This window comes from Pseudomonas sp. GW822-FHT05A08, from assembly GCF_058800485.1.
Genome location: NZ_CM179511.1, coordinates 6,342,233 through 6,366,948, shown reverse-complemented (window position 1 = coordinate 6,366,948; position 24,716 = coordinate 6,342,233). Strand labels below are relative to the sequence as shown.

Annotated in this window: 31 protein-coding genes; all 31 read left to right on the top strand. The window is 55.6% G+C overall.

The genetic code is table 11. The annotated features are described in order from the left end of the window. Positions 1-83 precede the first annotated feature (83 nt). The 31 genes from rpoB (at position 84) to rpsK (ending at position 24,703) form a co-directional block, all read left to right on the top strand. Entirely contained in the window at positions 84-4,157 is a 4,074-nt protein-coding gene (gene rpoB, locus AC3RCP_RS28820) for a DNA-directed RNA polymerase subunit beta (RefSeq protein WP_007925957.1), read from the top strand. 64 nt (positions 4,158-4,221) lie between these two features. Next, the gene (gene rpoC / locus AC3RCP_RS28815) at positions 4,222-8,421 is read left to right on the top strand and encodes a DNA-directed RNA polymerase subunit beta' (protein WP_007925958.1); all 4,200 of its coding nucleotides are present in this window, start codon (positions 4,222-4,224) and stop codon (positions 8,419-8,421) included. Positions 8,422-8,621: 200 nt separating this feature from the next. After that, positions 8,622-8,993: a 30S ribosomal protein S12 gene (gene rpsL, locus AC3RCP_RS28810; protein WP_003186084.1), complete on the top strand. Its 372-nt coding sequence runs from the start codon at positions 8,622-8,624 to the stop codon at positions 8,991-8,993. Between the two features lie 110 nt (positions 8,994-9,103). Continuing rightward, the gene (gene rpsG / locus AC3RCP_RS28805) at positions 9,104-9,574 is read left to right on the top strand and encodes a 30S ribosomal protein S7 (RefSeq protein ID WP_007925959.1); all 471 of its coding nucleotides are present in this window, start codon (positions 9,104-9,106) and stop codon (positions 9,572-9,574) included. 30 nt (positions 9,575-9,604) lie between these two features. Further along, positions 9,605-11,734, top strand: a complete 2,130-nt coding sequence (gene fusA, locus AC3RCP_RS28800; RefSeq protein WP_007925960.1) for an elongation factor G — start codon at positions 9,605-9,607, stop codon at positions 11,732-11,734. A gap of 30 nt (positions 11,735-11,764) precedes the next feature. Beyond that, positions 11,765-12,958, top strand: a complete 1,194-nt coding sequence (gene tuf, locus AC3RCP_RS28795) for an elongation factor Tu (protein WP_007924207.1) — start codon at positions 11,765-11,767, stop codon at positions 12,956-12,958. A 140-nt stretch (positions 12,959-13,098) separates the two neighbouring features. Continuing rightward, the gene (gene rpsJ, locus AC3RCP_RS28790; protein ID WP_003186070.1) at positions 13,099-13,410 is read left to right on the top strand and encodes a 30S ribosomal protein S10; all 312 of its coding nucleotides are present in this window, start codon (positions 13,099-13,101) and stop codon (positions 13,408-13,410) included. Positions 13,411-13,490: 80 nt separating this feature from the next. Next, entirely contained in the window at positions 13,491-14,126 is a 636-nt protein-coding gene (gene rplC, locus AC3RCP_RS28785) for a 50S ribosomal protein L3 (protein WP_007924205.1), read from the top strand. Positions 14,127-14,138: 12 nt separating this feature from the next. Then, on the top strand, positions 14,139-14,741 hold the full coding sequence (gene rplD / locus AC3RCP_RS28780; RefSeq protein WP_007924200.1) for a 50S ribosomal protein L4: 603 nt from the start codon (positions 14,139-14,141) through the stop codon (positions 14,739-14,741). Then, a complete protein-coding gene (rplW, locus tag AC3RCP_RS28775; RefSeq protein WP_002555488.1) occupies positions 14,738-15,037 on the top strand; it encodes a 50S ribosomal protein L23 in 300 nt (99 codons plus the stop codon). The genes rplD and rplW overlap by 4 nt, the downstream gene beginning before the upstream one ends. Before the next feature lie 14 nt (positions 15,038-15,051). After that, on the top strand, positions 15,052-15,876 hold the full coding sequence (gene rplB / locus AC3RCP_RS28770) for a 50S ribosomal protein L2 (protein ID WP_007924198.1): 825 nt from the start codon (positions 15,052-15,054) through the stop codon (positions 15,874-15,876). Between the two features lie 16 nt (positions 15,877-15,892). Further along, entirely contained in the window at positions 15,893-16,168 is a 276-nt protein-coding gene (gene rpsS / locus AC3RCP_RS28765; RefSeq protein ID WP_002555486.1) for a 30S ribosomal protein S19, read from the top strand. A 13-nt stretch (positions 16,169-16,181) separates the two neighbouring features. Next, positions 16,182-16,514: a 50S ribosomal protein L22 gene (rplV, locus tag AC3RCP_RS28760; RefSeq protein ID WP_003103908.1), complete on the top strand. Its 333-nt coding sequence runs from the start codon at positions 16,182-16,184 to the stop codon at positions 16,512-16,514. A 13-nt stretch (positions 16,515-16,527) separates the two neighbouring features. Continuing rightward, the gene (rpsC, locus tag AC3RCP_RS28755; protein WP_007924192.1) at positions 16,528-17,214 is read left to right on the top strand and encodes a 30S ribosomal protein S3; all 687 of its coding nucleotides are present in this window, start codon (positions 16,528-16,530) and stop codon (positions 17,212-17,214) included. 12 nt (positions 17,215-17,226) lie between these two features. Next, positions 17,227-17,640, top strand: a complete 414-nt coding sequence (rplP, locus tag AC3RCP_RS28750) for a 50S ribosomal protein L16 (protein ID WP_003228729.1) — start codon at positions 17,227-17,229, stop codon at positions 17,638-17,640. Next, positions 17,640-17,831, top strand: a complete 192-nt coding sequence (gene rpmC, locus AC3RCP_RS28745; RefSeq protein ID WP_002555481.1) for a 50S ribosomal protein L29 — start codon at positions 17,640-17,642, stop codon at positions 17,829-17,831. Before rplP ends, rpmC begins: the two co-directional genes overlap by 1 nt. Before the next feature lie 2 nt (positions 17,832-17,833). Further along, the gene (gene rpsQ, locus AC3RCP_RS28740) at positions 17,834-18,100 is read left to right on the top strand and encodes a 30S ribosomal protein S17 (protein ID WP_003194644.1); all 267 of its coding nucleotides are present in this window, start codon (positions 17,834-17,836) and stop codon (positions 18,098-18,100) included. Positions 18,101-18,123: 23 nt separating this feature from the next. After that, the gene (gene rplN, locus AC3RCP_RS28735) at positions 18,124-18,492 is read left to right on the top strand and encodes a 50S ribosomal protein L14 (protein ID WP_002555479.1); all 369 of its coding nucleotides are present in this window, start codon (positions 18,124-18,126) and stop codon (positions 18,490-18,492) included. 11 nt (positions 18,493-18,503) lie between these two features. Continuing rightward, positions 18,504-18,818: a 50S ribosomal protein L24 gene (gene rplX, locus AC3RCP_RS28730; RefSeq protein ID WP_003186046.1), complete on the top strand. Its 315-nt coding sequence runs from the start codon at positions 18,504-18,506 to the stop codon at positions 18,816-18,818. Between the two features lie 20 nt (positions 18,819-18,838). Further along, the gene (gene rplE, locus AC3RCP_RS28725) at positions 18,839-19,378 is read left to right on the top strand and encodes a 50S ribosomal protein L5 (RefSeq protein ID WP_007924186.1); all 540 of its coding nucleotides are present in this window, start codon (positions 18,839-18,841) and stop codon (positions 19,376-19,378) included. 13 nt (positions 19,379-19,391) lie between these two features. Next, entirely contained in the window at positions 19,392-19,697 is a 306-nt protein-coding gene (gene rpsN, locus AC3RCP_RS28720) for a 30S ribosomal protein S14 (protein WP_003228726.1), read from the top strand. A 208-nt stretch (positions 19,698-19,905) separates the two neighbouring features. After that, positions 19,906-20,298, top strand: coding sequence for a 30S ribosomal protein S8 (gene rpsH, locus AC3RCP_RS28715; protein ID WP_003228724.1), 393 nt, complete (start codon positions 19,906-19,908; stop codon positions 20,296-20,298). Between the two features lie 12 nt (positions 20,299-20,310). Further along, the gene (gene rplF, locus AC3RCP_RS28710; protein ID WP_007924185.1) at positions 20,311-20,844 is read left to right on the top strand and encodes a 50S ribosomal protein L6; all 534 of its coding nucleotides are present in this window, start codon (positions 20,311-20,313) and stop codon (positions 20,842-20,844) included. Positions 20,845-20,854: 10 nt separating this feature from the next. Beyond that, the gene (gene rplR / locus AC3RCP_RS28705) at positions 20,855-21,205 is read left to right on the top strand and encodes a 50S ribosomal protein L18 (protein ID WP_003186037.1); all 351 of its coding nucleotides are present in this window, start codon (positions 20,855-20,857) and stop codon (positions 21,203-21,205) included. A 3-nt stretch (positions 21,206-21,208) separates the two neighbouring features. Further along, entirely contained in the window at positions 21,209-21,709 is a 501-nt protein-coding gene (rpsE, locus tag AC3RCP_RS28700) for a 30S ribosomal protein S5 (protein WP_007924184.1), read from the top strand. A gap of 2 nt (positions 21,710-21,711) precedes the next feature. Beyond that, the gene (rpmD, locus tag AC3RCP_RS28695) at positions 21,712-21,888 is read left to right on the top strand and encodes a 50S ribosomal protein L30 (protein ID WP_003176408.1); all 177 of its coding nucleotides are present in this window, start codon (positions 21,712-21,714) and stop codon (positions 21,886-21,888) included. A 3-nt stretch (positions 21,889-21,891) separates the two neighbouring features. Beyond that, the gene (gene rplO, locus AC3RCP_RS28690) at positions 21,892-22,326 is read left to right on the top strand and encodes a 50S ribosomal protein L15 (protein ID WP_007924183.1); all 435 of its coding nucleotides are present in this window, start codon (positions 21,892-21,894) and stop codon (positions 22,324-22,326) included. Beyond that, the gene (gene secY, locus AC3RCP_RS28685; protein ID WP_007924182.1) at positions 22,327-23,655 is read left to right on the top strand and encodes a preprotein translocase subunit SecY; all 1,329 of its coding nucleotides are present in this window, start codon (positions 22,327-22,329) and stop codon (positions 23,653-23,655) included. A 24-nt stretch (positions 23,656-23,679) separates the two neighbouring features. Beyond that, on the top strand, positions 23,680-23,796 hold the full coding sequence (rpmJ, locus tag AC3RCP_RS28680) for a 50S ribosomal protein L36 (protein WP_002555468.1): 117 nt from the start codon (positions 23,680-23,682) through the stop codon (positions 23,794-23,796). 130 nt (positions 23,797-23,926) lie between these two features. Next, the gene (rpsM, locus tag AC3RCP_RS28675; RefSeq protein ID WP_009045849.1) at positions 23,927-24,283 is read left to right on the top strand and encodes a 30S ribosomal protein S13; all 357 of its coding nucleotides are present in this window, start codon (positions 23,927-23,929) and stop codon (positions 24,281-24,283) included. Between the two features lie 30 nt (positions 24,284-24,313). After that, positions 24,314-24,703 carry a 30S ribosomal protein S11 gene (rpsK, locus tag AC3RCP_RS28670; RefSeq protein WP_007924177.1) on the top strand — a complete coding sequence of 130 codons (390 nt, stop codon included), beginning with the start codon at positions 24,314-24,316 and terminating at the stop codon, positions 24,701-24,703. The last annotated feature ends 13 nt before the right edge of the window (positions 24,704-24,716 follow it).

The following is a 24,716-nucleotide window of genomic DNA, read 5'->3' as shown; positions in this document are numbered from 1 at the left end:
GCAAACCAAAGGGTTTGCACGATTTTCTGGCTGCTCCCGTCGGGAGGGGCCAAATAAGCAGGTGACCAAGCTGGGGAACGCTGATGGCTTACTCATATACTGAGAAAAAACGTATCCGCAAGGACTTTAGCAAGTTGCCGGACGTCATGGATGTGCCGTACCTCCTGGCCATCCAGCTGGATTCGTATCGTGAATTCTTGCAAGCGGGAGCGACTAAAGATCAGTTCCGCGACGTGGGCCTGCATGCGGCCTTCAAATCCGTTTTCCCGATCATCAGCTACTCCGGCAATGCTGCGTTGGAGTATGTCGGTTATCGCTTGGGCGAACCGGCATTTGATGTCAAAGAATGCGTGCTGCGCGGTGTAACTTACGCCGTACCTTTGCGGGTAAAAGTTCGTCTGATCATTTTCGACAAAGAATCGTCGAACAAAGCGATCAAGGACATCAAAGAGCAAGAAGTCTACATGGGTGAAATCCCCCTGATGACTGAGAACGGTACCTTCGTAATCAACGGTACCGAGCGTGTAATCGTTTCCCAGCTGCACCGTTCCCCTGGCGTATTCTTCGACCACGACCGTGGCAAGACGCACAGCTCCGGTAAGCTGCTGTACTCCGCACGTATCATTCCTTACCGCGGCTCCTGGTTGGACTTCGAGTTCGACCCGAAAGACTGCGTGTTCGTGCGTATCGACCGTCGTCGCAAGCTGCCTGCATCGGTATTGCTGCGCGCGCTGGGCTACACCACTGAAGAAGTGCTGGACGCTTTCTACACCACCAACGTATTCCATGTGCGCGGCGAAAGCCTGAGCCTGGAGCTGGTGCCTCAGCGCCTGCGCGGTGAAATTGCAGTCCTCGATATTCAGGATGACAAAGGCAAGGTTATTGTCGAGCAGGGTCGTCGTATTACCGCTCGTCACATCAACCAGCTGGAAAAAGCCGGGATCAAAGAGCTGGAAGTGCCTCTGGACTACGTCCTGGGTCGTACTACCGCCAAGGTCATCGTGCATCCGGCCACCGGCGAAATCCTGGCAGAGTGCAATACCGAGCTGAACACCGAGATCCTGGCGAAGATCGCCAAGGCTCAGGTCGTGCGTATCGAAACGTTGTACACCAACGATATCGATTGCGGTCCGTTCGTTTCCGACACTCTGAAGATCGACTCCACCACCAACCAGCTGGAAGCGTTGGTCGAGATCTATCGTATGATGCGTCCTGGCGAGCCTCCAACCAAGGATGCGGCCGAGACCCTGTTCAACAACCTGTTCTTCAGCCCTGAGCGCTATGACCTGTCTGCGGTCGGCCGGATGAAGTTCAACCGTCGTATCGGTCGTACCGAGATCGAAGGTTCGGGCGTGTTGTGCAAGGAAGACATCGTTGCTGTTCTGAAGACTCTGGTCGACATCCGTAACGGCAAAGGCATCGTCGATGACATCGACCACCTGGGTAACCGTCGTGTTCGCTGCGTAGGCGAAATGGCCGAGAACCAGTTCCGCGTTGGCCTGGTACGTGTTGAGCGTGCGGTCAAAGAGCGTCTGTCGATGGCTGAAAGCGAAGGCCTGATGCCGCAAGACCTGATCAATGCCAAGCCTGTGGCTGCGGCGGTGAAAGAGTTCTTCGGTTCCAGCCAGCTGTCCCAGTTCATGGACCAGAACAACCCGCTGTCCGAGATCACCCACAAGCGTCGTGTCTCCGCACTCGGCCCGGGCGGTCTGACCCGTGAGCGCGCAGGCTTCGAAGTTCGTGACGTACACCCGACTCACTATGGTCGTGTATGCCCGATTGAAACGCCGGAAGGTCCGAACATCGGTCTGATCAACTCCTTGGCTGCCTATGCTCGCACCAACCAGTACGGCTTCCTCGAGAGCCCGTACCGCGTGGTGAAAGAAGGTCTGGTGACCGACGAGATCGTGTTCCTGTCCGCTATTGAAGAGGCCGATCACGTGATCGCCCAGGCTTCGGCGACCATGAACGACAAAGGTCAGCTGATCGATGAGCTGGTAGCTGTTCGTCACTTGAACGAATTCACCGTCAAGGCGCCAGAAGACGTCACCTTGATGGACGTTTCGCCGAAGCAGGTAGTTTCGGTTGCAGCGTCGCTGATTCCGTTCCTCGAGCACGACGACGCCAACCGTGCGTTGATGGGGTCGAACATGCAGCGTCAGGCTGTACCAACCCTGCGTGCCGACAAGCCGCTGGTAGGTACCGGCATGGAGCGTAACGTTGCCCGTGACTCCGGCGTTTGCGTCGTGGCTCGTCGTGGCGGCGTGATCGACTCGGTTGACGCCAGCCGTATCGTGGTTCGTGTTGCGGATGACGAAGTTGAACCAGGCGAAGCCGGTGTTGACATCTACAACCTGACCAAATACACCCGCTCCAACCAGAACACCTGCATCAACCAGCGTCCGCTGGTGAGCAAGGGCGATCGGGTTCAGCGTAGCGACATCATGGCCGACGGTCCGTCCACCGACATGGGTGAGCTGGCTCTGGGTCAGAACATGCGCATCGCGTTCATGGCATGGAACGGCTTCAACTTCGAAGACTCCATCTGTCTGTCCGAGCGTGTGGTTCAGGAAGACCGCTTCACCACGATCCACATCCAGGAACTGACCTGTGTGGCCCGTGACACCAAGCTTGGCCCAGAGGAAATCACTGCAGACATCCCGAACGTGGGCGAGGCTGCACTGAACAAGCTGGACGAAGCCGGTATCGTTTATGTGGGTGCTGAAGTTGGCGCAGGCGACATCCTGGTCGGTAAGGTCACTCCGAAAGGCGAGACCCAGCTGACTCCGGAAGAGAAACTGCTGCGTGCAATCTTCGGTGAAAAAGCCAGCGACGTTAAAGACACTTCCCTGCGTGTACCTACCGGTACCAAGGGTACTGTCATCGACGTACAGGTCTTCACTCGCGACGGCGTGGAGCGTGATGCTCGTGCCTTGTCGATCGAGAAGAGCCAGCTCGACGAGATCCGTAAGGATCTGAACGAAGAGTTCCGTATCGTTGAAGGCGCCACTTTCGAACGTCTGCGTTCCGCTCTGGTCGGCCACAAAGCCGAAGGCGGCGCCGGTCTGAAGAAAGGTCAGGAAATCACCGACGAAGTACTCGACGGTCTTGAGCATGGTCAGTGGTTCAAGCTGCGCATGGCTGAAGATGCTCTGAACGAGCAGCTCGAGAAGGCCCAGGCCTACATCGTTGATCGTCGCCGTCTGCTGGACGACAAGTTCGAAGACAAGAAGCGCAAACTGCAGCAGGGCGATGACCTGGCTCCAGGCGTGCTGAAAATCGTCAAGGTTTACCTGGCAATCCGCCGCCGCATCCAGCCGGGCGACAAGATGGCCGGTCGTCACGGTAACAAGGGTGTGGTCTCCGTGATCATGCCGGTTGAAGACATGCCGCACGATGCCAACGGCACCCCGGTCGACGTCGTCCTCAACCCGTTGGGCGTACCTTCGCGTATGAACGTTGGTCAGATTCTCGAAACCCACCTGGGCCTCGCGGCCAAAGGTCTGGGCGAGAAGATCAACCGCATGGTCGAAGAGCAGCGCAAGGTCGCGGAACTGCGTAAGTTCCTGGACGAGATCTACAACCAGATCGGCGGTCGTAACGAAGATCTGGATAGCTTCTCCGATCAGGAAATCCTGGATCTGGCGAAGAACCTGCGCGGCGGCGTGCCGATGGCCACTCCGGTGTTCGACGGTGCCAAGGAAAGCGAAATCAAGGCCATGCTGAAACTGGCGGACCTGCCAGAAAGCGGCCAGATGCAGCTGACCGACGGCCGTACCGGCAACAAGTTCGAGCGCCCGGTTACTGTTGGCTACATGTACATGCTGAAGCTGAACCACTTGGTAGACGACAAGATGCACGCTCGTTCTACCGGTTCGTACAGCCTGGTTACCCAGCAGCCGCTGGGTGGTAAGGCGCAGTTCGGTGGTCAGCGTTTCGGGGAGATGGAGGTCTGGGCACTGGAAGCATACGGTGCCGCATACACTCTGCAAGAAATGCTCACAGTGAAGTCGGACGATGTGAACGGCCGGACCAAGATGTACAAAAACATCGTGGACGGCGATCACCGTATGGAGCCGGGCATGCCCGAGTCCTTCAACGTGTTGATCAAAGAAATTCGTTCCCTCGGCATCGATATCGATCTGGAAACCGAATAACACGTGACGCGAATCGAGAGCGGGGCAGAATTGCCCGCTCTCTGCTCCGCCAGGAGGAAAGGCCTTGAAAGACCTACTGAATTTGCTGAAAAACCAGGGTCAAGTCGAAGAGTTCGACGCCATCCGTATCGGATTGGCCTCGCCTGAGATGATCCGTTCGTGGTCGTTCGGTGAAGTTAAAAAGCCGGAAACCATCAACTACCGTACGTTCAAGCCTGAGCGTGACGGCCTGTTCTGCGCCAAGATCTTTGGCCCGGTAAAGGATTACGAGTGCCTGTGCGGTAAGTACAAGCGCTTGAAGCATCGTGGCGTGATCTGCGAGAAGTGCGGCGTTGAAGTTGCACTGGCCAAGGTTCGTCGTGAGCGTATGGCGCACATCGAACTGGCTTCGCCGGTTGCCCATATCTGGTTCCTGAAATCGCTGCCGTCCCGTATCGGCCTGCTGATGGACATGACCCTGCGTGATATCGAGCGCGTTCTCTACTTCGAGAGCTATGTCGTTATCGATCCAGGCATGACCACCCTGGAAAAAGGCCAGCTGCTGAACGACGAGCAGTACTTCGAAGCGCTGGAAGAGTTCGGTGACGACTTCGATGCCCGCATGGGTGCCGAGGCTGTCCGCGAGCTGCTGCACGCTATCGACCTGGAGCACGAGATTGGCCGTCTGCGCGAAGAGATTCCGCAAACCAACTCGGAAACCAAGATCAAGAAGCTGTCCAAGCGTCTGAAGTTGATGGAAGCCTTCCAGGGTTCCGGCAACCTGCCAGAGTGGATGGTGCTGACCGTTCTGCCGGTTCTGCCGCCAGATCTGCGTCCACTGGTCCCGCTGGATGGCGGTCGTTTCGCGACTTCCGACCTCAACGATCTGTATCGTCGAGTGATCAACCGTAACAACCGTTTGAAGCGCCTGCTGGATCTGTCCGCTCCGGACATCATCGTGCGCAACGAAAAGCGTATGTTGCAGGAAGCCGTCGACGCACTGCTCGACAACGGTCGTCGTGGCCGCGCTATCACCGGTTCTAACAAGCGTCCTCTGAAATCCCTGGCCGATATGATCAAGGGTAAGCAAGGTCGTTTCCGTCAGAACTTGCTCGGTAAGCGTGTTGACTACTCCGGTCGTTCGGTAATTACCGTAGGTCCGACCCTGCGTCTGCACCAGTGCGGTCTGCCTAAGAAAATGGCTCTCGAGCTGTTCAAACCGTTCATTTTCGGCAAATTGGAAATGCGTGGCCTGGCCACCACCATCAAAGCCGCGAAGAAAATGGTCGAGCGCGAGCTGCCAGAGGTCTGGGACGTTCTCGCCGAAGTGATTCGCGAACACCCAGTGCTCCTCAACCGTGCACCGACCCTTCACCGTCTGGGTATCCAGGCGTTTGAGCCAGTACTGATCGAAGGTAAGGCTATCCAGCTGCACCCTCTGGTCTGTGCTGCGTACAACGCCGACTTCGACGGCGACCAAATGGCCGTGCACGTACCGCTGACACTGGAAGCCCAGCTGGAAGCGCGTGCGTTGATGATGTCGACCAACAACATCCTGTCGCCAGCCAACGGCGAGCCAATCATCGTTCCGTCGCAGGACGTTGTATTGGGTCTGTACTACATGACTCGTGAAGCGATCAACGCCAAGGGCGAAGGTCGTGTGTTCGCGGATCTGCAGGAAGTTGACCGTGTATTCCGTGCCGGCGAAGCCGCGCTGCATGCCAAGGTCAAGGTGCGGATCACCGAAACCGTCAATGACCGTGATGGCGGCAGCGTGACCAACACTCGTATCGTCGACACCACTGTCGGCCGTGCGCTGTTGTTCCAGGTTGTGCCAAAAGGTCTGTCGTACGACGTCGTCAATCTGCCGATGAAGAAAAAGGCGATCTCCAAGCTGATCAACCAGTGCTATCGCGTGGTTGGTCTGAAAGAGACTGTGATCTTCGCTGACCAGTTGATGTACACCGGTTTTGCCTACTCGACCATTTCCGGCGTTTCCATCGGTGTTAACGACTTCGTTATCCCGGATGAAAAAGCCCGCATCATCGGTGCTGCCACCGACGAAGTGAAAGAGATCGAGAGCCAGTACGCCTCCGGCCTGGTAACCCAGGGCGAGAAGTACAACAAAGTGATCGACCTTTGGTCGAAAGCGAACGACGAAGTATCCAAGGCGATGATGGCCAACCTCTCGAAAGAGAAAGTCATCGACCGTCATGGCGACGAAGTCGAGCAAGAATCCTTCAACTCGATGTACATGATGGCCGACTCGGGTGCGCGGGGTTCCGCAGCACAGATTCGTCAGCTGGCCGGTATGCGTGGTCTGATGGCCAAGCCGGACGGTTCCATCATCGAAACGCCGATTACTGCGAACTTCCGTGAAGGTCTGAGCGTACTCCAGTACTTCATCTCGACTCACGGTGCTCGTAAAGGTCTGGCGGATACCGCGTTGAAAACTGCGAACTCCGGTTACCTGACTCGTCGTCTGGTAGACGTGGCGCAGGATCTGGTTGTAACCGAGATCGACTGTGGCACCGAGCATGGCCTGGTAATGACTCCGCACATTGAAGGCGGTGACGTTGTAGAGCCGTTGGGTGAGCGCGTGTTGGGTCGTGTTATTGCCCGTGACGTATTCAAGCCAGGTACCGAGGACGTCATCGTTCCTGCCGGCACTCTGGTCGACGAGAAGTGGGTCGAGTTCATCGAGCTGAACAGCATCGACGAAGTGATCGTGCGTTCGCCGATCAGCTGCGAAACCCGCTACGGCATTTGCGCCAAGTGCTACGGCCGCGACTTGGCTCGTGGTCACCAGGTGAACATCGGTGAAGCTGTCGGCGTTATCGCTGCTCAGTCCATCGGTGAGCCGGGTACCCAGCTGACGATGCGTACGTTCCACATCGGTGGTGCGGCAAGCCGGACCTCCGCGGCCGACAGCGTTCAGGTGAAGAACGGCGGTACCGTCCGTCTGCACAACCTGAAGCACGTTGAGCGAGTGGATGGTCACCTGGTTGCTGTGTCCCGTTCCGGCGAGCTGGCGATCGCTGACGACTTCGGTCGTGAGCGTGAGCGTTACAAGCTGCCGTACGGTGCTGTGATTTCGGTTAAAGAAGGTGACAAGGTCGACGCTGGCTCTATCGTGGCCAAGTGGGATCCGCACACTCACCCGATCGTTACCGAAATGAAAGGTACCGTGACCTACGTGGGCATGGAAGAAGGCATCACGATCAAGCGTCAGACTGACGAATTGACCGGTATGACCAACATTGAAGTACTTGACGCGAAAGATCGTCCAGCTGCCGGTAAAGACATCCGTCCTGCCGTGAAGATGGTCGACGATAACGGCAAGGATCTGTTGCTGCCAGGCACTGACGTAATTGCTCAGTACTTCCTGCCAGCCAACGCCCTGGTCGGTGTAGCGGACGGCGCGAAGATCGCGATCGGTGATGTTATCGCTCGTATCCCGCAAGAAACTTCGAAGACCCGCGACATCACCGGTGGTCTGCCGCGTGTTGCCGACTTGTTCGAAGCTCGTCGTCCGAAAGAAGCATCGATTCTGGCTGAAGTCAGCGGCACCATCGCGTTCGGTAAAGAGACCAAGGGCAAGCGCCGTCTGGTCATTACCCCGAACGACGGTAGCGATCCGTACGAAGAGCTGATTCCGAAGTGGCGTCACCTGAACGTCTTCGAAGGCGAACAGGTAAACCGCGGCGAAGTTATCTCCGACGGTCCAAGCGATCCACACGACATCCTGCGTCTGCTGGGTGTGAGTGCGCTGGCCAAGTACATCGTGAACGAGATCCAGGACGTTTACCGCCTGCAGGGCGTGAAGATCAACGACAAGCACATCGAGACCATTCTGCGTCAGATGCTGCGTAAGGTTGAGATCGCTGAATCCGGCGATTCCAGCTTCATCAAGGGCGACCAGATGGAGCTGACTCACGTATTGGTAGAGAACGAGCGTCTGAACACCGAAGACAAGTTTGTCGCCAAGTTCACCCGCGTTCTGCTGGGTATCACCAAGGCGTCGCTGTCGACCGAATCGTTCATCTCGGCGGCCTCTTTCCAAGAGACCACTCGCGTACTGACCGAAGCGGCGGTAACCGGCAAGCGCGATTACCTGCGCGGCCTGAAAGAAAACGTGGTCGTGGGTCGCCTGATCCCGGCTGGTACTGGCCTGGCCTATCACAGTGAGCGTAAGCGTCGCCGTGATGCAGACAAGCCTCTGCGCGTAAGCGCAAGTGAAGTTGAAGCTGCACTGACCGAAGCGCTGAACTCCAGCGGTAACTGAGGTCTGCAGTAGATTGAGATAGGGCCCTGGCTTTTCCGCTCACGAATCAAGACGATTTTGTCGGGGTCCGTTGATAGGGGAGGCCGGGGCCTTGCCTTGACTGGGGACAAGATCCTCTTTAGACTCTTGTACCCCTAAATTTGGTGGGGCTTGCGCCCTGCCATTTTGTTTATGTCGAAAGACAACAGTGGAGCTAGTAGATGGCAACTATCAACCAGCTGGTACGTCAGCCGCGTAAGCGTATCGTCGAGAAATCCGACGTGCCTGCGCTGCAGAACTGCCCGCAACGTCGTGGCGTGTGCACTCGCGTGTATACCACTACGCCGAAAAAACCTAACTCGGCACTGCGTAAAGTATGCCGTGTGCGTCTGACCAACGGTTTCGAGGTTTCCTCGTACATCGGTGGTGAAGGCCACAACCTGCAAGAGCACAGCGTGGTACTGATCCGCGGCGGTCGTGTAAAAGACTTGCCAGGTGTTCGTTACCACACCGTTCGCGGCTCCCTGGATACCTCCGGCGTTAAAGGTCGTAACCAAGGTCGTTCGAAGTACGGTACCAAGCGTCCGAAGTAATCGGCCGTTTTGCAGTTAATTATTTTATTGAGTCGATAAGAGTAAGGTCGGGCACGAGTCCTTTGGATCAACTGTCCCGAGCTAACCTGAAGACCGTTTGAGGGCTTATCATGCCAAGACGTCGCGTAGCAGCCAAACGTGAGATTCTGGACGATCCGAAATACGGAAGCCAGATCCTCGCCAAGTTCATGAACCACGTAATGGAAAGCGGCAAGAAAGCCGTTGCCGAGCGTATCGTTTATGGCGCGCTGGAAAAAGTTAAAGAACGCAAGAACAGCGATCCCCTGGAAATCTTCGAGAAAGCTCTCGACGCCATCGCTCCGCTGGTCGAAGTGAAGTCGCGCCGTGTTGGCGGTGCTACTTACCAGGTTCCGGTCGAAGTTCGTCCGTCCCGTCGTAACGCTCTGGCAATGCGCTGGTTGGTAGACTTCGCCCGTAAGCGCGGCGAGAAGTCTATGGCTCTGCGCTTGGCTGGCGAACTGCTGGATGCTGCCGAAGGCAAGGGTGCTGCAGTTAAGAAGCGTGAAGACGTACACCGTATGGCTGAAGCCAACAAGGCTTTCTCGCACTACCGCTTCTAATATCGGCATCATTCATTTTGCGAGGGCTTTATGGCTCGTACTACAGCAATCAACCGCTACCGTAACATCGGTATCTGTGCCCACGTTGACGCGGGCAAGACTACCACTACCGAGCGGATCCTGTTCTATACAGGTCTCAGCCACAAGATGGGTGAGGTGCATGACGGCGCTGCTACCACCGACTGGATGGTGCAGGAGCAGGAGCGTGGTATCACCATTACCTCTGCTGCTGTAACTACCTTCTGGAAAGGTTCGCGCGGCCAATACGATAACTATCGTGTAAACGTTATCGATACCCCGGGCCACGTAGACTTCACCATTGAAGTGGAGCGTTCGCTGCGCGTACTCGACGGCGCGGTCGTTGTGTTCTGCGGTACTTCCGGTGTTGAGCCTCAGTCCGAAACCGTATGGCGTCAAGCCAACAAATACGGCGTTCCACGTGTTGTTTACGTGAACAAGATGGACCGTGCCGGTGCCAACTTCCTGCGTGTTGTTGCTCAGATCAAAAACCGTCTGGGTCACACTCCGGTTCCAGTTCAGCTGGCTATCGGTGCAGAAGATAACTTCGAAGGTCAGATCGATCTGATCAAGATGAAGGCTATCTACTGGAACGACGACGACAAGGGTACTACCTATCGCGAGGAAGAAATTCCTGCCGATATGCTGGACCTGGCTAACGAGTGGCGCTCCAACATGGTTGAAGCTGCTGCCGAAGCCAACGAAGAGCTGATGAACAAGTACCTTGAAGAAGGTGAGCTGACTGTCGAAGAGATCAAGGCAGGCCTGCGCGCGCGCACCCTGGCCAGCGAGATCGTTCCGGCTGTCTGCGGTTCCTCGTTCAAGAACAAGGGCGTTCCGCTGGTTCTCGATGCTGTCATCGACTACCTGCCTGCTCCGACCGAGATCCCTGCAATCCAGGGTATCCATCCGGACAACATCGACGACGAAAACGCTCCGAAAATCGAGCGTCACGCCGACGACAGCGAACCGTTCTCGGCTCTGGCGTTCAAGATTGCTACTGACCCGTTCGTGGGCACCCTGACTTTCGTGCGCGTTTACTCGGGCATGCTGCAGTCTGGCGACTCCGTGATCAACTCGGTCAAGGGCAAGAAAGAGCGCGTTGGTCGTATGGTGCAGATGCACGCTAACCAGCGTGAAGAAATCAAGGAAGTGCTCGCGGGCGACATCGCTGCGCTGATCGGCATGAAGGACGTCACCACCGGTGACACCCTGTGTGATGCCGCTAGCCCGGTTATCCTCGAGCGTATGGACTTCCCTGAGCCGGTGATTTCGGTGGCCGTTGAGCCGAAAACCAAGCAAGACCAGGAGAAGATGGGTATTGCACTGGGCAAGCTGGCTCAGGAAGACCCGTCGTTCCGCGTCAAGACTGACGAAGAAACTGGTCAGACCATCATCTCGGGTATGGGTGAGCTTCACCTGGACATCCTCGTTGACCGCATGAAGCGCGAGTTCAACGTCGAGGCCAACATCGGTAAGCCGCAGGTTTCCTATCGCGAGAAGATTACCGTCGGCTGTGAAGTTGAAGGTAAGTTCGTTCGTCAATCCGGCGGTCGTGGCCAGTTCGGTCATTGCTGGATCCGTTTTGCTCCGGCAGACGTCGACGAAAAAGGCAATATCACTGAAGGTCTGGTGTTTGCCAACGAGGTCGTTGGTGGTGTGGTTCCGAAGGAATACATCCCGGCAATCCAGAAGGGTATCGAAGAGCAGATGAAGAACGGCGTTGTCGCCGGCTATCCGCTGATCGGCCTGAAGGCTACCGTGTTTGATGGTTCTTACCACGACGTCGACTCTAACGAGATGGCGTTTAAGGTAGCGGCCTCCATGGCGACCAAGCAGCTGCGTGAGAAGGGCAAGGGCGTAGTTCTTGAGCCGATCATGAAGGTTGAAGTAGTAACCCCTGAGGACTACATGGGTGACGTGATGGGTGACCTGAACCGTCGTCGTGGTCTGATCCAGGGTATGGAAGACTCGGTCTCTGGCAAGGTTATCCGTGCTGAAGTGCCGCTGGGTGAAATGTTCGGTTATGCGACCGACGTTCGTTCCATGTCCCAGGGTCGCGCGAGCTACTCCATGGAGTTCTCCAAGTACGCCGAAGCTCCGTCGAATATCGTCGAAGCACTCGTTAAAAAACAAGGCTAATCCAGCCCTTTAGGCAAGAGGTTCACTGTCGTGGCTAAAGAAAAATTTGAACGTAACAAACCGCACGTCAACGTTGGCACCATCGGTCACGTTGACCACGGTAAAACCACTCTGACCGCTGCACTGACTCGTGTTTGCTCCGAGGTTTTCGGTTCGGCTCGCGTTGACTTCGACAAGATCGACAGCGCCCCGGAAGAAAAGGCTCGTGGTATCACCATCAACACCGCGCACGTAGAGTACGACTCGAACATTCGTCACTACGCGCACGTTGACTGCCCAGGTCACGCCGACTACGTCAAAAACATGATCACTGGTGCTGCCCAGATGGACGGCGCGATCCTGGTTTGCTCGGCTGCCGATGGTCCGATGCCACAAACTCGCGAGCACATCCTGCTGTCCCGTCAGGTAGGCGTTCCGTACATCGTTGTCTTCCTGAACAAGGCTGACATGGTAGACGACGCTGAGCTGCTGGAACTGGTTGAGATGGAAGTGCGCGACCTGCTGAGCACTTACGACTTCCCAGGTGATGACACTCCAATCATCATCGGTTCGGCTCTGATGGCTCTGAACGGCCAAGACGACAACGAAATGGGCACTACCGCTGTTAAGAAGCTGGTAGAAACTCTGGATACCTACATCCCAGAGCCAGAGCGTGCTATCGATAAGCCGTTCCTGATGCCAATCGAAGATGTATTCTCGATCTCCGGCCGCGGTACCGTGGTAACTGGTCGTGTTGAGCGTGGTATTGTTCGCATCCAGGAAGAAGTTGAGATCGTTGGTCTGCGCGACACTCAGAAAACCACCTGCACCGGTGTTGAGATGTTCCGCAAGCTGCTGGACGAAGGTCGTGCTGGTGAGAACTGCGGCGTTCTGCTGCGTGGCACCAAGCGTGACGACGTTGAGCGTGGCCAGGTTCTGGTTAAGCCAGGTACCGTTAAGCCGCACACCAAGTTCACTGCTGAAGTGTACGTTCTGAGCAAGGAAGAAGGCGGCCGTCATACTCCGTTCTTCAAAGGCTACCGTCCACAGTTCTACTTCCGTACTACTGACGTGACTGGTAACTGCGAGCTGCCAGAAGGCGTTGAAATGGTAATGCCAGGTGACAACATCCAGATGACTGTCACTCTGATCAAAACCATCGCGATGGAAGATGGTCTGCGTTTCGCTATCCGTGAAGGCGGTCGTACCGTCGGCGCTGGCGTCGTAGCCAAAGTCATCGAGTAATCGACGACTCATGAAAAAGCCCCCGCTTGCGGGGGCTTTTTTATTGGGTTGACACTCTGTGGGGCCGTCTATAGAATTGCGCCTCCTTTTAACGGGCGTATTGCGCCCGGTGGGAATAGCAGCCTGGAGTCTGAAATCCAATGCAAAATCAGCAAATCCGTATCAGGTTGAAGGCTTTCGACCATCGCCTGATCGACCAATCCACCCAGGAAATCGTGGAAACCGCGAAACGTACTGGTGCTCAAGTGCGTGGTCCTATTCCACTGCCTACCCGTAAAGAGCGGTTCACCGTTCTGGTCTCCCCGCACGTCAACAAAGACGCGCGTGACCAGTACGAGATCCGTACTCATAAGCGCGTACTGGACATCGTCCAGCCAACGGATAAAACCGTTGATGCTCTTATGAAGCTTGATCTTGCGGCAGGTGTGGAAGTGCAGATCAGCCTCGGCTAAGACTCGGTCTTAGTCGTGTAACGCTCTGAAATGGGCGGCCATAGCGGGTGAAAGCCCCGTACACTCATGAGGTTTACAACATGACTATTGGTGTAGTCGGTCGTAAATGCGGTATGACCCGTATTTTCACCGAAGAAGGTGTCTCCATTCCGGTCACGGTCATTGAGATCGAGCCGAATCGCGTCACCCAGTTCAAAACTGAAGAAACCGATGGCTATCGTGCAGTGCAAGTCACTGTAGGTGAGCGTCGTGCTTCGCGCGTGACTGCTGCTCAAGCAGGTCACTTCGCTAAAGCGAACGTTGCTGCCGGTCGTGGCGTTTGGGAATTCCGCCTTGAAGAAGGCGAGTACCAAGCTGGCGATCTGATCAATGCAGAAATCTTCGCAGCTGGCCAACTGGTAGATGTTACCGGTCAGTCGAAAGGTAAAGGCTTCGCCGGTACCATCAAGCGTTGGAATTTCCGCGGTCAAGATAACACCCACGGTAACTCCGTTTCCCACCGCGTCCCGGGCTCTATTGGCCAGTGCCAGACTCCTGGTCGTGTATTCAAGGGCAAAAAAATGTCCGGTCATATGGGCGCTGAGCGCGTGACCGTGCAGTCCCTGGAAGTAGTGCGCGTCGACGCTGAACGCAATCTGTTGTTGGTCAAGGGTGCTGTTCCTGGCGCTACTGGCGGCAACCTGGTTGTACGTCCGGCGGCCAAGGCTCGCGGTTAAGGGGAAGCTGACATGCAATTAAATGTAAATGACGCTCAAGCGATCGAAGTTTCCGAACTGACATTTGGCGGCGAATTCAACGAGACGCTGGTTCACCAAGCAGTCGTGGCCTACATGGCCGGCGGCCGTCAAGGTAGCAAGCAGCAAAAGACCCGTTCCGACGTTTCTGGTGGCGGCAAGCGCCCATGGCGTCAGAAAGGTACTGGCCGTGCTCGTGCCGGTACTATCCGTAGCCCAATCTGGCGTGGCGGCGGTACCACTTTCGCAGCTCGTCCACAGGATCACTCCCAGAAGCTGAACAAGAAGATGTATCGCGCAGCAATGCGTTCCATCCTTGCTGAGCTGGTGCGTACTGATCGTCTGGTCGTGGTTCAGGATTTCGCTGTTGAAACTCCGAAAACCAAAGATCTGCTGGGCAAGCTGAACAACATGAGTCTGACCGACGTTCTGATCGTGTCTGACGCTGTTGATCAGAACCTGTACCTGGCTGCTCGTAACCTGCCACACGTTGATGTACGTGACGTGCAAGGTTCCGATCCAGTTAGTCTGATCGCATACGACAAAGTGTTGATCACTGTGTCGGCCGTGAAGAAATTCGAGGAGCTGCTGGGATGAACCAGGAACGCGTATTTAAAGTTCTGCTTGGCCCGCACGTTTCCGAGAAGGCTACGGTTCTGGCAGACAAGAAAGGCCAGTTCGTTTTCAAGGTTGCTACTGATGCAACCAAGCTGGAAATCAAGAAGGCCGTCGAAAGCCTGTTCAGCGTGAAAGTGGAGCGCGTTACTACTCTGAACGTTCTGGGTAAGAGCAAGCGTACCGCTCGCGGTCTGGGCAAGCGTAATGACTGGAAGAAGGCAGTTATCTCCCTTCAGCCAGGCCAAGATCTCGATTTCAGCAGCAGTGCTGAGTAAGGAAGGGGTGCATCATGGCAATCGTTAAATGCAAACCGACTTCCCCTGGCCGCCGTTTTGTGGTCAAGGTGGTCAACCAGGAGCTGCATAAAGGCGCTCCTCACGCACCGCTGCTCGAGAAGAAATCGAAGTCTGGTGGTCGTAACAACAATGGCCGTATTACCACTCGTCACGTTGGTGGTGGTCATAAGCAGCACTACCGTCTGGTCGACTTCCGTCGCAACGACAAAGATGGCATCGCTGCCACTGTCGAGCGTATCGAATACGATCCAAACCGTACTGCTCACATCGCTTTGCTGCTGTACGCAGACGGCGAGCGTCGCTACATCATCGCCCCTAAAGGCGTGAGCGCTGGCGACCAGCTGATCGCAGGTGCTCTGGCACCGATCAAGCCGGGCAACGCTCTGCAACTGCGTAACATTCCAGTTGGTAGCACCGTACACGGCATCGAACTGAAGCCAGGTAAAGGCGCGCAAATCGCTCGTTCCGCTGGTGCTTCGGCTCAGCTGATCGCTCGTGAAGGTGTCTACGTGACCCTGCGTCTGCGTTCTGGTGAGATGCGTAAAGTTCTGGCTGAATGCCGTGCGACCCTGGGCGAAGTCTCGAACTCCGAGCACAGCCTGCGTTCGCTGGGTAAAGCTGGTGCCAAACGCTGGCGTGGCGTTCGCCCAACCGTTCGTGGTGTTGCCATGAACCCGGTTGACCACCCACATGGTGGTGGTGAAGGTCGTACCTCTGGTGGTCGTCATCCGGTATCGCCATGGGGCTTCCCGACTAAGGGCGCGAAGACTCGTGGTAATAAGCGTACCGACAAAATGATCGTCCGTCGTCGCAAGTAAATAGAGGGATACGACAGTGCCACGTTCTCTGAAAAAAGGTCCTTTTATTGATCTTCACCTACTGAAGAAGATCGAAGTGGCGGCGGAAAAGAACGATCGCAAACCAGTTAAGACCTGGTCGCGCCGTTCCATGATCCTGCCACAAATGGTCGGTCTGACCATTGCTGTGCATAACGGTCGTCAACATGTTCCAGTTCTCGTGAACGAAGACATGGTCGGCCACAAACTGGGCGAGTTCGCCGGTACCCGTACATATCGCGGGCACGTGGCTGACAAGAAAGCCAAGCGTTAAGGGGTAAGGAACGATGGAAGTAGCCGCTAAGTTGTCGGGCGCTCGAATCTCCGCCCAGAAAGCCCGCTTGGTCGCCGACCAGATCCGCGGGAAGAAGGTGGGCGAAGCGCTCAACCTGTTGGCTTTCAGCAGTAAGAAAGCCGCCGAGATCATGAAGAAAGTGCTGGAGTCGGCCGTAGCCAACGCCGAGCATAACGAAGGCGCAGACGTTGATGACCTGAAGGTCTCCACCGTTTTCGTCAACGAAGGGCGTTCGCTGAAGCGCATCATGCCACGTGCCAAAGGCCGTGCTGATCGCATCGTCAAGCGGTCTTGCCATATCACTGTCAAGGTTGCTGACAAGTAACGGAGTCGAAGAGATGGGTCAGAAAGTACATCCCATTGGCATTCGCCTGGGAATCGTCAAGGAGCACACCTCCGTCTGGTACGCAGACGGTCGGACTTATGCGGACTATTTGCTCGCAGATCTGAATGTGCGTGAGTACCTCCAAGACAAACTAAAAAGCGCGTCCGTAAGCCGTATCGATATCCATCGTCCGGCTCAAACTGCACGCATCACCATCCACACCGCTCGTCCCGGCATCGTGATCGGCAAGAAAGGTGAAGATGTTGAGAAACTGCGTCAGGACCTGACCAAGCAAATGGGTGTGCCTGTGCACATCAATATCGAAGAGATCCGCAAGCCGGAGCTCGACGGTATGCTGGTTGCCCAGAGCGTAGCTCAGCAGCTGGAGCGTCGCGTAATGTTCCGTCGCGCTATGAAGCGCGCAGTACAGAACGCCATGCGCATTGGTGCCAAAGGCATCAAAATCCAAGTGAGCGGTCGTCTCGGCGGTGCTGAAATCGCACGTACTGAATGGTATCGCGAAGGTCGTGTGCCGCTGCACACCCTGCGTGCCGATATCGACTATGCCACCTACGAAGCTCACACCACTTACGGTGTGATCGGTGTGAAGGTTTGGATCTTCAAAGGCGAAGTAATTGGTGGTCGCCAAGAAGAGCTGAAGCCACAAGCACCTGCGCCTCGTAAAAAAGCTGCTAAGTAAGGGGTACGCCAAATGTTGCAACCAAAGCGTACGAAGTTCCGCAAGCAAATGACCGGCCACAACCGTGGTCTGGCATTGCGCGGTAGCAAAGTCAGCTTCGGCGAGTTCGCGCTGAAGTCTGTTGCTCGTGGTCGTCTCACCGCTCGTCAGATCGAGTCAGCGCGTCGTGCTCTGACCCGTCACGTAAAACGTGGCGGCAAGATCTGGATCCGTGTATTCCCGGACAAGCCTATTTCCAAGAAGCCACTCGAAGTTCGGATGGGTAAAGGTAAGGGTAACGTCGAATACTGGGTTGCCCAGATTCAGCCAGGCAAAGTCCTGTATGAAATCGAGGGTGTTTCTGAAGAGCTGGCGCGTGAGGCTTTCGCCCTGGCTGCTGCAAAGCTGCCGCTCGCCACCTCCTTTGTTAAACGGACGGTGATGTGATGAAAGCGAATGAACTTCGTGAAAAATCCGCACAGCAGCTGAACGAGCAACTGCTCGGCCTGCTGCGCGACCAGTTCAATCTGCGCATGCAGAAGGCAACTGGCCAGTTGGGGCAGTCTCATCTGCTCTCGCAAGTTAAGCGTGACATCGCTCGCGTGAAGACTGTGCTCAACCAGCAGGCAGGTAAGTAATCATGGCTGAAGCCGAAAAAACTGTCCGTACGCTGACTGGCCGTGTTGTCAGCGACAAGATGGACAAGACCATCACCGTTCTGATCGAGCGTCGCGTTAAGCACCCTATCTACGGTAAATACGTTAAGCGTTCGACTAAGCTGCACGCGCACGACGAAACCAACCAGTGCCACATCGGCGACAAAGTCACTATTCGTGAAACTCGTCCGATGGCCAAGACCAAGTCTTGGGCTCTGGTTGATGTTCTCGAACGCGCTGTGGAAGTCTAAGGGCTAAGGGTCGGAGAAATTATATGATTCAGACTCAATCCATGCTCGATGTGGCCGATAACAGCGGCGCTCGCCGCGTTATGTGCATCAAGGTGCTGGGTGGCTCCCATCGTCGTTACGCTGGTATCGGTGACATCATCAAAGTTACCGTCAAGGAAGCAATTCCTCGCGGTAAGGTGAAGAAAGGTCAAGTGATGACTGCTGTTGTAGTCCGCACTCGCCATGGCGTCCGTCGTGCTGACGGCTCCATCATCCGCTTTGATGGCAATGCTGCTGTTCTGTTGAACAACAAGCAAGAGCCGATCGGCACCCGTATCTTTGGGCCAGTGACCCGTGAACTTCGTACTGAGAAGTTCATGAAGATCGTCTCGCTCGCCCCAGAAGTGCTGTAAGGAGATCCGACATGCAAAAGATTCGTCGTGACGACGAGATCATCGTGATCGCCGGCAAAGACAAGGGTAAGCGCGGTAAGGTGCTTAAGGTTCTCGCTGACAACCGTCTGGTTGTTGGTGGTCTGAACCTGGTTAAGCGTCATACCAAGCCTAACCCGATGTCGGGCGTACAGGGCGGTATCGTCGAGAAAGAAGCGCCACTGCACGCTTCCAACGTCGCCATTTTCAACGGCGAAACCAACAAGGCTGACCGCGTTGGTTTCAAAGTAGAAGACGGCAAAAAAATTCGTGTCTTCAAGTCGACCCAAAAAGCGGTTGATGCTTGAACACTGCTAGGTAGAAGACCATGGCACGACTACAAGAGATTTACCGGAAGGAAATCGCTCCGAAACTTAAGGATGAACTTAAGCTTTCGAACGTGATGGAAGTTCCGCGCGTTACCAAAATCACCCTGAACATGGGTCTGGGCGAAGCGATCGGCGACAAAAAAGTCATCGAGCACGCTGTTGCTGACCTGGAAAAGATCACCGGCCAGAAAGTCGTTGTGACCTACGCTCGGAAATCCATCGCTGGCTTTAAAGTCCGTGAAGGTTGGCCGATCGGCGTCAAAGTGACCCTGCGCCGTGAGCGTATGTACGAGTTCCTGGATCGTCTGCTGTCGATCTCCCTGCCTCGGGTTCGCGACTTCCGCGGCCTGAATGCCAAGTCCTTCGACGGTCGTGGCAACTACAGCATGGGCGTGAAAGAGCAGATCATCTTCCCGGAAATCGACTACGACAAGATCGATGCTCTCCGCGGTCTGGACATTACCCTGACCACCACTGCCAAGAACGATGATGAAGGCCGCGCTCTGCTGCGTGCTTTCAAATTCCCGTTCCGCAACTGATTGGAGTAGGAAAATGGCCAAGAAGAGCATGAAAAACCGTGAGCTGAAGCGTCAGCTCACCGTTGCCAAGTACGCCACCAAGCGTGCAGCGCTGAAAGCTATCATCGTCGATCTGAACGCAAGTCCAGAAGCGCGTTGGGAAGCTACCGTAGCTCTGCAGAAGCAGCCACGTGACGCAAGCGCTTCGCGCATGCGTAACCGCTGCCGCCTGACTGGTCGTCCGCACGGCGTTTACCGCAAGTTCGGCCTCGGCCGTAACAAGCTGCGTGAAGCTGCAATGCGTGGTGACGTACCAGGTCTGGTTAAAGCCAGCTGGTAATAGCTATCAAAGTCGCGGTGTTCGGGGTCGCAAGATCCTGACCGCCGGTGGCCTTGAACATGAATCAAGCCCCTTTTGGGGCTTGATTCATTTCTGGGGTGTGTCTAGAATGACCGGCTCGCCTGAGCCCGTGTTTTTTGCCCGGAATTTCTCGGCGACAAGCTGTAGCCGTAAGGCTCATTTTTTTTGTATCAGGAGCGTCTAGCCCATGAGTATGCAGGACCCGTTAGCGGACATGCTAACTCGAATCCGTAATGCCCAGATGGCTGAAAAGTCCGTCGTAAGCATGCCGTCTTCCACGCTGAAGGTGGCTGTAGCAAAAGTCCTGAAGGACGAAGGTTACATCGCGGGTTATCAGATCAGCAGCGAAACCAAGCCACTGCTGTCCATCGAGCTGAAATACTTCGAAGGCCGTCCGGTCATCGAGGAAGTGAAGCGCGTTAGCCGTCCAGGCCTGCGTCAGTACAAGTCCGTTGAAGATCTGCCGAAAGTTCGTGGCGGTCTCGGCGTGTCTATCGTCTCCACCAACAAAGGTGTGATGACTGATCGTGCTGCGCGCGCTGCCGGTGTCGGCGGCGAAGTTCTTTGCACTGTGTTCTAAGGGGGGATAAGCATGTCTCGCGTCGCTAAGAACCCCGTTAAGCTGCCAGCTGGTGTTGAAGTTAAATTCGCCGGCCAACAGCTTTCGGTGAAGGGTGCCAAGGGCACTCTCGAACTGAACGTACACTCGTCCGTTGAAATTGTTCAGGAAGCTGGTGAGCTGCGTTTCGCTGCTCGCAATGGCGACCAACAAACTCGCGCAATGGCCGGTACCACTCGTGCGTTGGTAAACAACATGGTCCAAGGCGTAAGCCAAGGCTTCGAGCGCAAGCTCCAGCTGGTCGGTGTTGGTTACAAGGCACAAGCAAAAGGCACAGTGCTGAACTTGGCCCTTGGCTTCTCGCATCCAGTGGACTACGAGCTGCCGGAAGGCATCACCGCTGAGACTCCTAGCCAGACCGATATCCTGATCAAGGGCATCGACAAGCAGCTGGTAGGTCAAGTGGCCGCTGAGATCCGCGACTTCCGTCCGCCAGAGCCTTACAAAGGTAAAGGTGTGCGCTACGCGGACGAAGTCGTCCGTCGTAAAGAAGCCAAGAAGAAGTAGGGCATAGCAAATGACCGACAAAAAAGTTACTCGACTGCGTCGCGCTCGCAAAGCACGCCTGAAAATGCACGAACTCGAAGTCGTGCGTCTCTGCGTGTTCCGCTCTTCGCAGCACATCTACGCCCAGGTCATTTCGGCCGACGGCAACAAGGTCCTGGCAAGTGCCTCGACTTTGGATAAAGAACTGCGTGATGGCGCCACTGGCAACATCGACGCGGCCACTAAGGTTGGCCAGCTGGTCGCTACGCGTGCAAAAGCCGCTGGCGTCTCGCAGGTGGCTTTCGACCGCTCTGGCTTCAAGTACCACGGCCGCGTCAAGGCGCTGGCTGATGCTGCTCGTGAAGCTGGGCTGGAGTTCTAAGTTATGTCAAATAACGACCAAAAGCGCGACGAAGGCTACATTGAGAAGCTGGTTCAAGTTAACCGCGTAGCCAAAACCGTAAAAGGCGGCCGTATCTTCACTTTCACCGCGTTGACCGTGGTTGGTGATGGTAAAGGTCGCGTTGGCTTCGGCCGTGGCAAGTCGCGTGAAGTGCCTGCTGCGATCCAGAAGGCAATGGAAGCTGCTCGCCGCAACATGATCCAAGTTGATCTGAACGGTACCACCCTGCAGTACGCAATGAAGTCCGCTCACGGCGCTTCGAAGGTGTACATGCAGCCTGCTTCTGAAGGTACCGGTATCATCGCTGGCGGCGCTATGCGTGCTGTCCTCGAGGTTGCTGGCGTTCAGAACGTTCTGGCCAAGTGCTACGGCTCGACTAACCCAGTAAACGTGGTTCACGCCACTTTCAAGGGTTTGAAAGCAATGCAGTCCCCTGAATCCATTGCCGCCAAGCGTGGCAAAAGCGTCCAGGAGATCATCTGATCATGGCTACCGTTAAAGTAACGCTGATCAAAAGCATGACCGGCCGTATCCCTAACCACAAACTGTGCGTTAAGGGTCTGGGTCTGCGTCGCATCGGTCACACTGTAGAAGTCCAGGATACTCCCGAGAACCGTGGGATGATCAACAAGGCTTACTACATGCTGCGTGTCGAGGGTTAATCGATGAAACTCAATGATCTGAGTCCAGCGCCGGGTTCCCGTCGCGAAAAGCATCGTCCGGGCCGTGGTATCGGTAGTGGTTTGGGTAAGACTGGTGGCCGTGGTCACAAAGGTCAGACTTCCCGCTCCGGTGGCACCATTGCTCCAGGCTTTGAAGGCGGTCAACAGCCGCTGCATCGTCGCCTGCCAAAGTTCGGTTTCGTATCCCTGAAGGCCATGGACCGCGCAGAAGTGCGTCTGTCCGAGCTGGCTAAAGTGGAAGGCGACATCGTCACCGTGCAGTCCCTGAAAGATGCCAACGTGATTAACCAAAACGTACAGCGTGTGAAAATCATGCTGTCCGGCGAAGTTACTCGCGCTGTGACTATCAAGGGCATCGCAGCCACCAAAGGTGCGCGTGCGGCTATCGAAGCAGCTGGCGGCAAGTTCGAGGAATAAATGGCTAAGCAAGGTGCTCTCTCTGCGCTCGGCAAAGGCGGTATGTCTGAACTCTGGGCTCGTCTGCGTTTTCTGTTCTTGGCGATTATCGTCTACCGAATAGGCGCACACATCCCGGTTCCAGGTATTAACCCTGACCGACTCGCAGACCTGTTTCGACAGAATGAGGGGACCATTCTTAGCTTGTTCAACATGTTTTCCGGCGGCGCGCTGGAGCGGATGAGCATCTTTGCACTGGGGATCATGCCGTACATCTCGGCATCGATCATCATGCAGCTGATGACCGCCGTCAGCCCGCAGCTGGAGCAGTTGAAGAAGGAAGGTGAAGCTGGCCGTCGCAAGATCAGCCAGTACACCCGCTACGGCACTGTCGTCCTAGCTCTTGTTCAGGCCATCGGCATGTCCGTTGGCCTGGCGGGGCAGGGCGTTGCGTTCACTGGTGACTTTGGCTTCCATTTCGTCGCGGTATCCACTTTTGTGGCTGGTGCGATGTTCATGATGTGGCTGGGTGAGCAGATTACTGAGCGTGGTGTTGGCAACGGTATCTCGATGTTGATTTTCGCAGGTATCGTCGCCGGTCTTCCGAGAGCGATCGGGCAGTCTTTCGAGTCTGCGCGTCAGGGTGATATCAACATTTTTGCCCTGGTTGCCATCGGTTTGCTGGCAGTAGCGATTATCGGTTTTGTGGTGTTCATTGAGCGTGGCCAGCGTCGTATTGCTGTTCACTATGCCAAGCGTCAGCAGGGCCGCAAGGTGTTTGCTGCGCAGACTAGCCACTTGCCGCTGAAAGTGAATATGGCAGGCGTTATTCCTGCTATTTTCGCGAGCAGCATTTTGCTGTTCCCGGCTTCGTTGGGTGCCTGGTTCGGTCAGTCTGAAGGTATGGGCTGGTTGCAGGACATCTCGCAGTCGATCGCTCCTGGTCAGCCGTTGAATATTCTGCTGTTTAGTGCAGGGATTATTTTCTTCTGCTTCTTCTATACGGCGTTGATGTTCAATCCGAAAGACGTAGCGGAAAACCTGAAGAAGTCCGGTGCCTTTATTCCGGGCATCCGTCCAGGTGAGCAGTCTGCGCGCTACATTGATGGCGTTCTGACCCGCTTGACCATGTTCGGTGCTCTATATATGACGGCCGTCTGCCTGTTGCCCCAGTTCCTGGTGGTTGCAGCAAACGTTCCGTTCTACCTTGGCGGGACCTCGTTGCTGATCGTGGTCGTGGTTGTTATGGACTTTATGTCGCAAGTACAATCGCACCTCGTTTCGCACCAGTACGAATCCCTGATGAAGAAAGCCAACCTGAAGGGTTACGGCAGCGGCATGCTGCGCTGACCCATAAGGTTCGAGGAGTTGGTGATGAAAGTTCGTGCATCGGTGAAAAAGCTGTGCCGTAACTGCAAGATTATTCGCCGCGAAGGTGTTGTTCGAGTAATTTGCAGCGCGGAACCGCGTCACAAACAGCGCCAAGGCTGAGTGTGATTGTGCTTCAAGCCCAGCAGCTAGTGCGCTGCTGGGTTGATTATTTGTTATTACAGCGATATTATCTCGCGCCCTATTTCTTGGCTTCCGGGGCGTAGGTAGCTGTCAATTGGAGTCCCACTGAATGGCCCGTATTGCAGGCGTTAACATTCCAGATAACAAGCATACTGTTATCTCGCTGACCTACATCTATGGTGTTGGTCGCACGACTGCGCAGAAAATCTGTGCAGAGACTGGGGTCAACCCAGCCGCAAAGATCAAGGATCTGAGCGACGAGCAAATTGAACAGCTGCGTGGCGAAGTGGCGAAGTTCACCACTGAAGGTGACCTGCGTCGCGAAATCAACATGAAAATCAAACGCTTGATGGATCTGGGCTGCTACCGCGGTCTGCGCCATCGTCGTGGTCTTCCAGTGCGCGGTCAGCGTACCAAGACCAACGCGCGTACTCGCAAAGGTCCGCGTAAGCCGATCCGCAAGTAATCGCACCAGCGAATCGACAGGAATTTAGTCATGGCAAAACCTGCTGCTCGTCCTCGTAAAAAGATTAAAAAGACAGTGGTTGATGGCATCGCCCACATCCACGCGTCTTTCAACAACACCATCGTGACCATCACCGACCGTCAAGGTAACGCTCTTTCCTGGGCAACCTCCGGTGGTTCGGGTTTCCGCGGTTCCCGCAAGTCCACCCCGTTCGCTGCTCAAGTAGCTGCTGAGCGTGCTGGTCAAGCTGCGCTGGAATATGGCCTGAAAAACCTCGACGTTAACGTCAAGGGCCCAGGTCCAGGTCGTGAATCCGCAGTCCGCGCTTTGAACGGCTGTGGCTACAAGATCGCCAGCATCACCGACGTGACGCCAATCCCGCATAACGGGTGCCGTCCGCCGAAGAAGCGCCGCGTGTAATCCAGGAGATTGT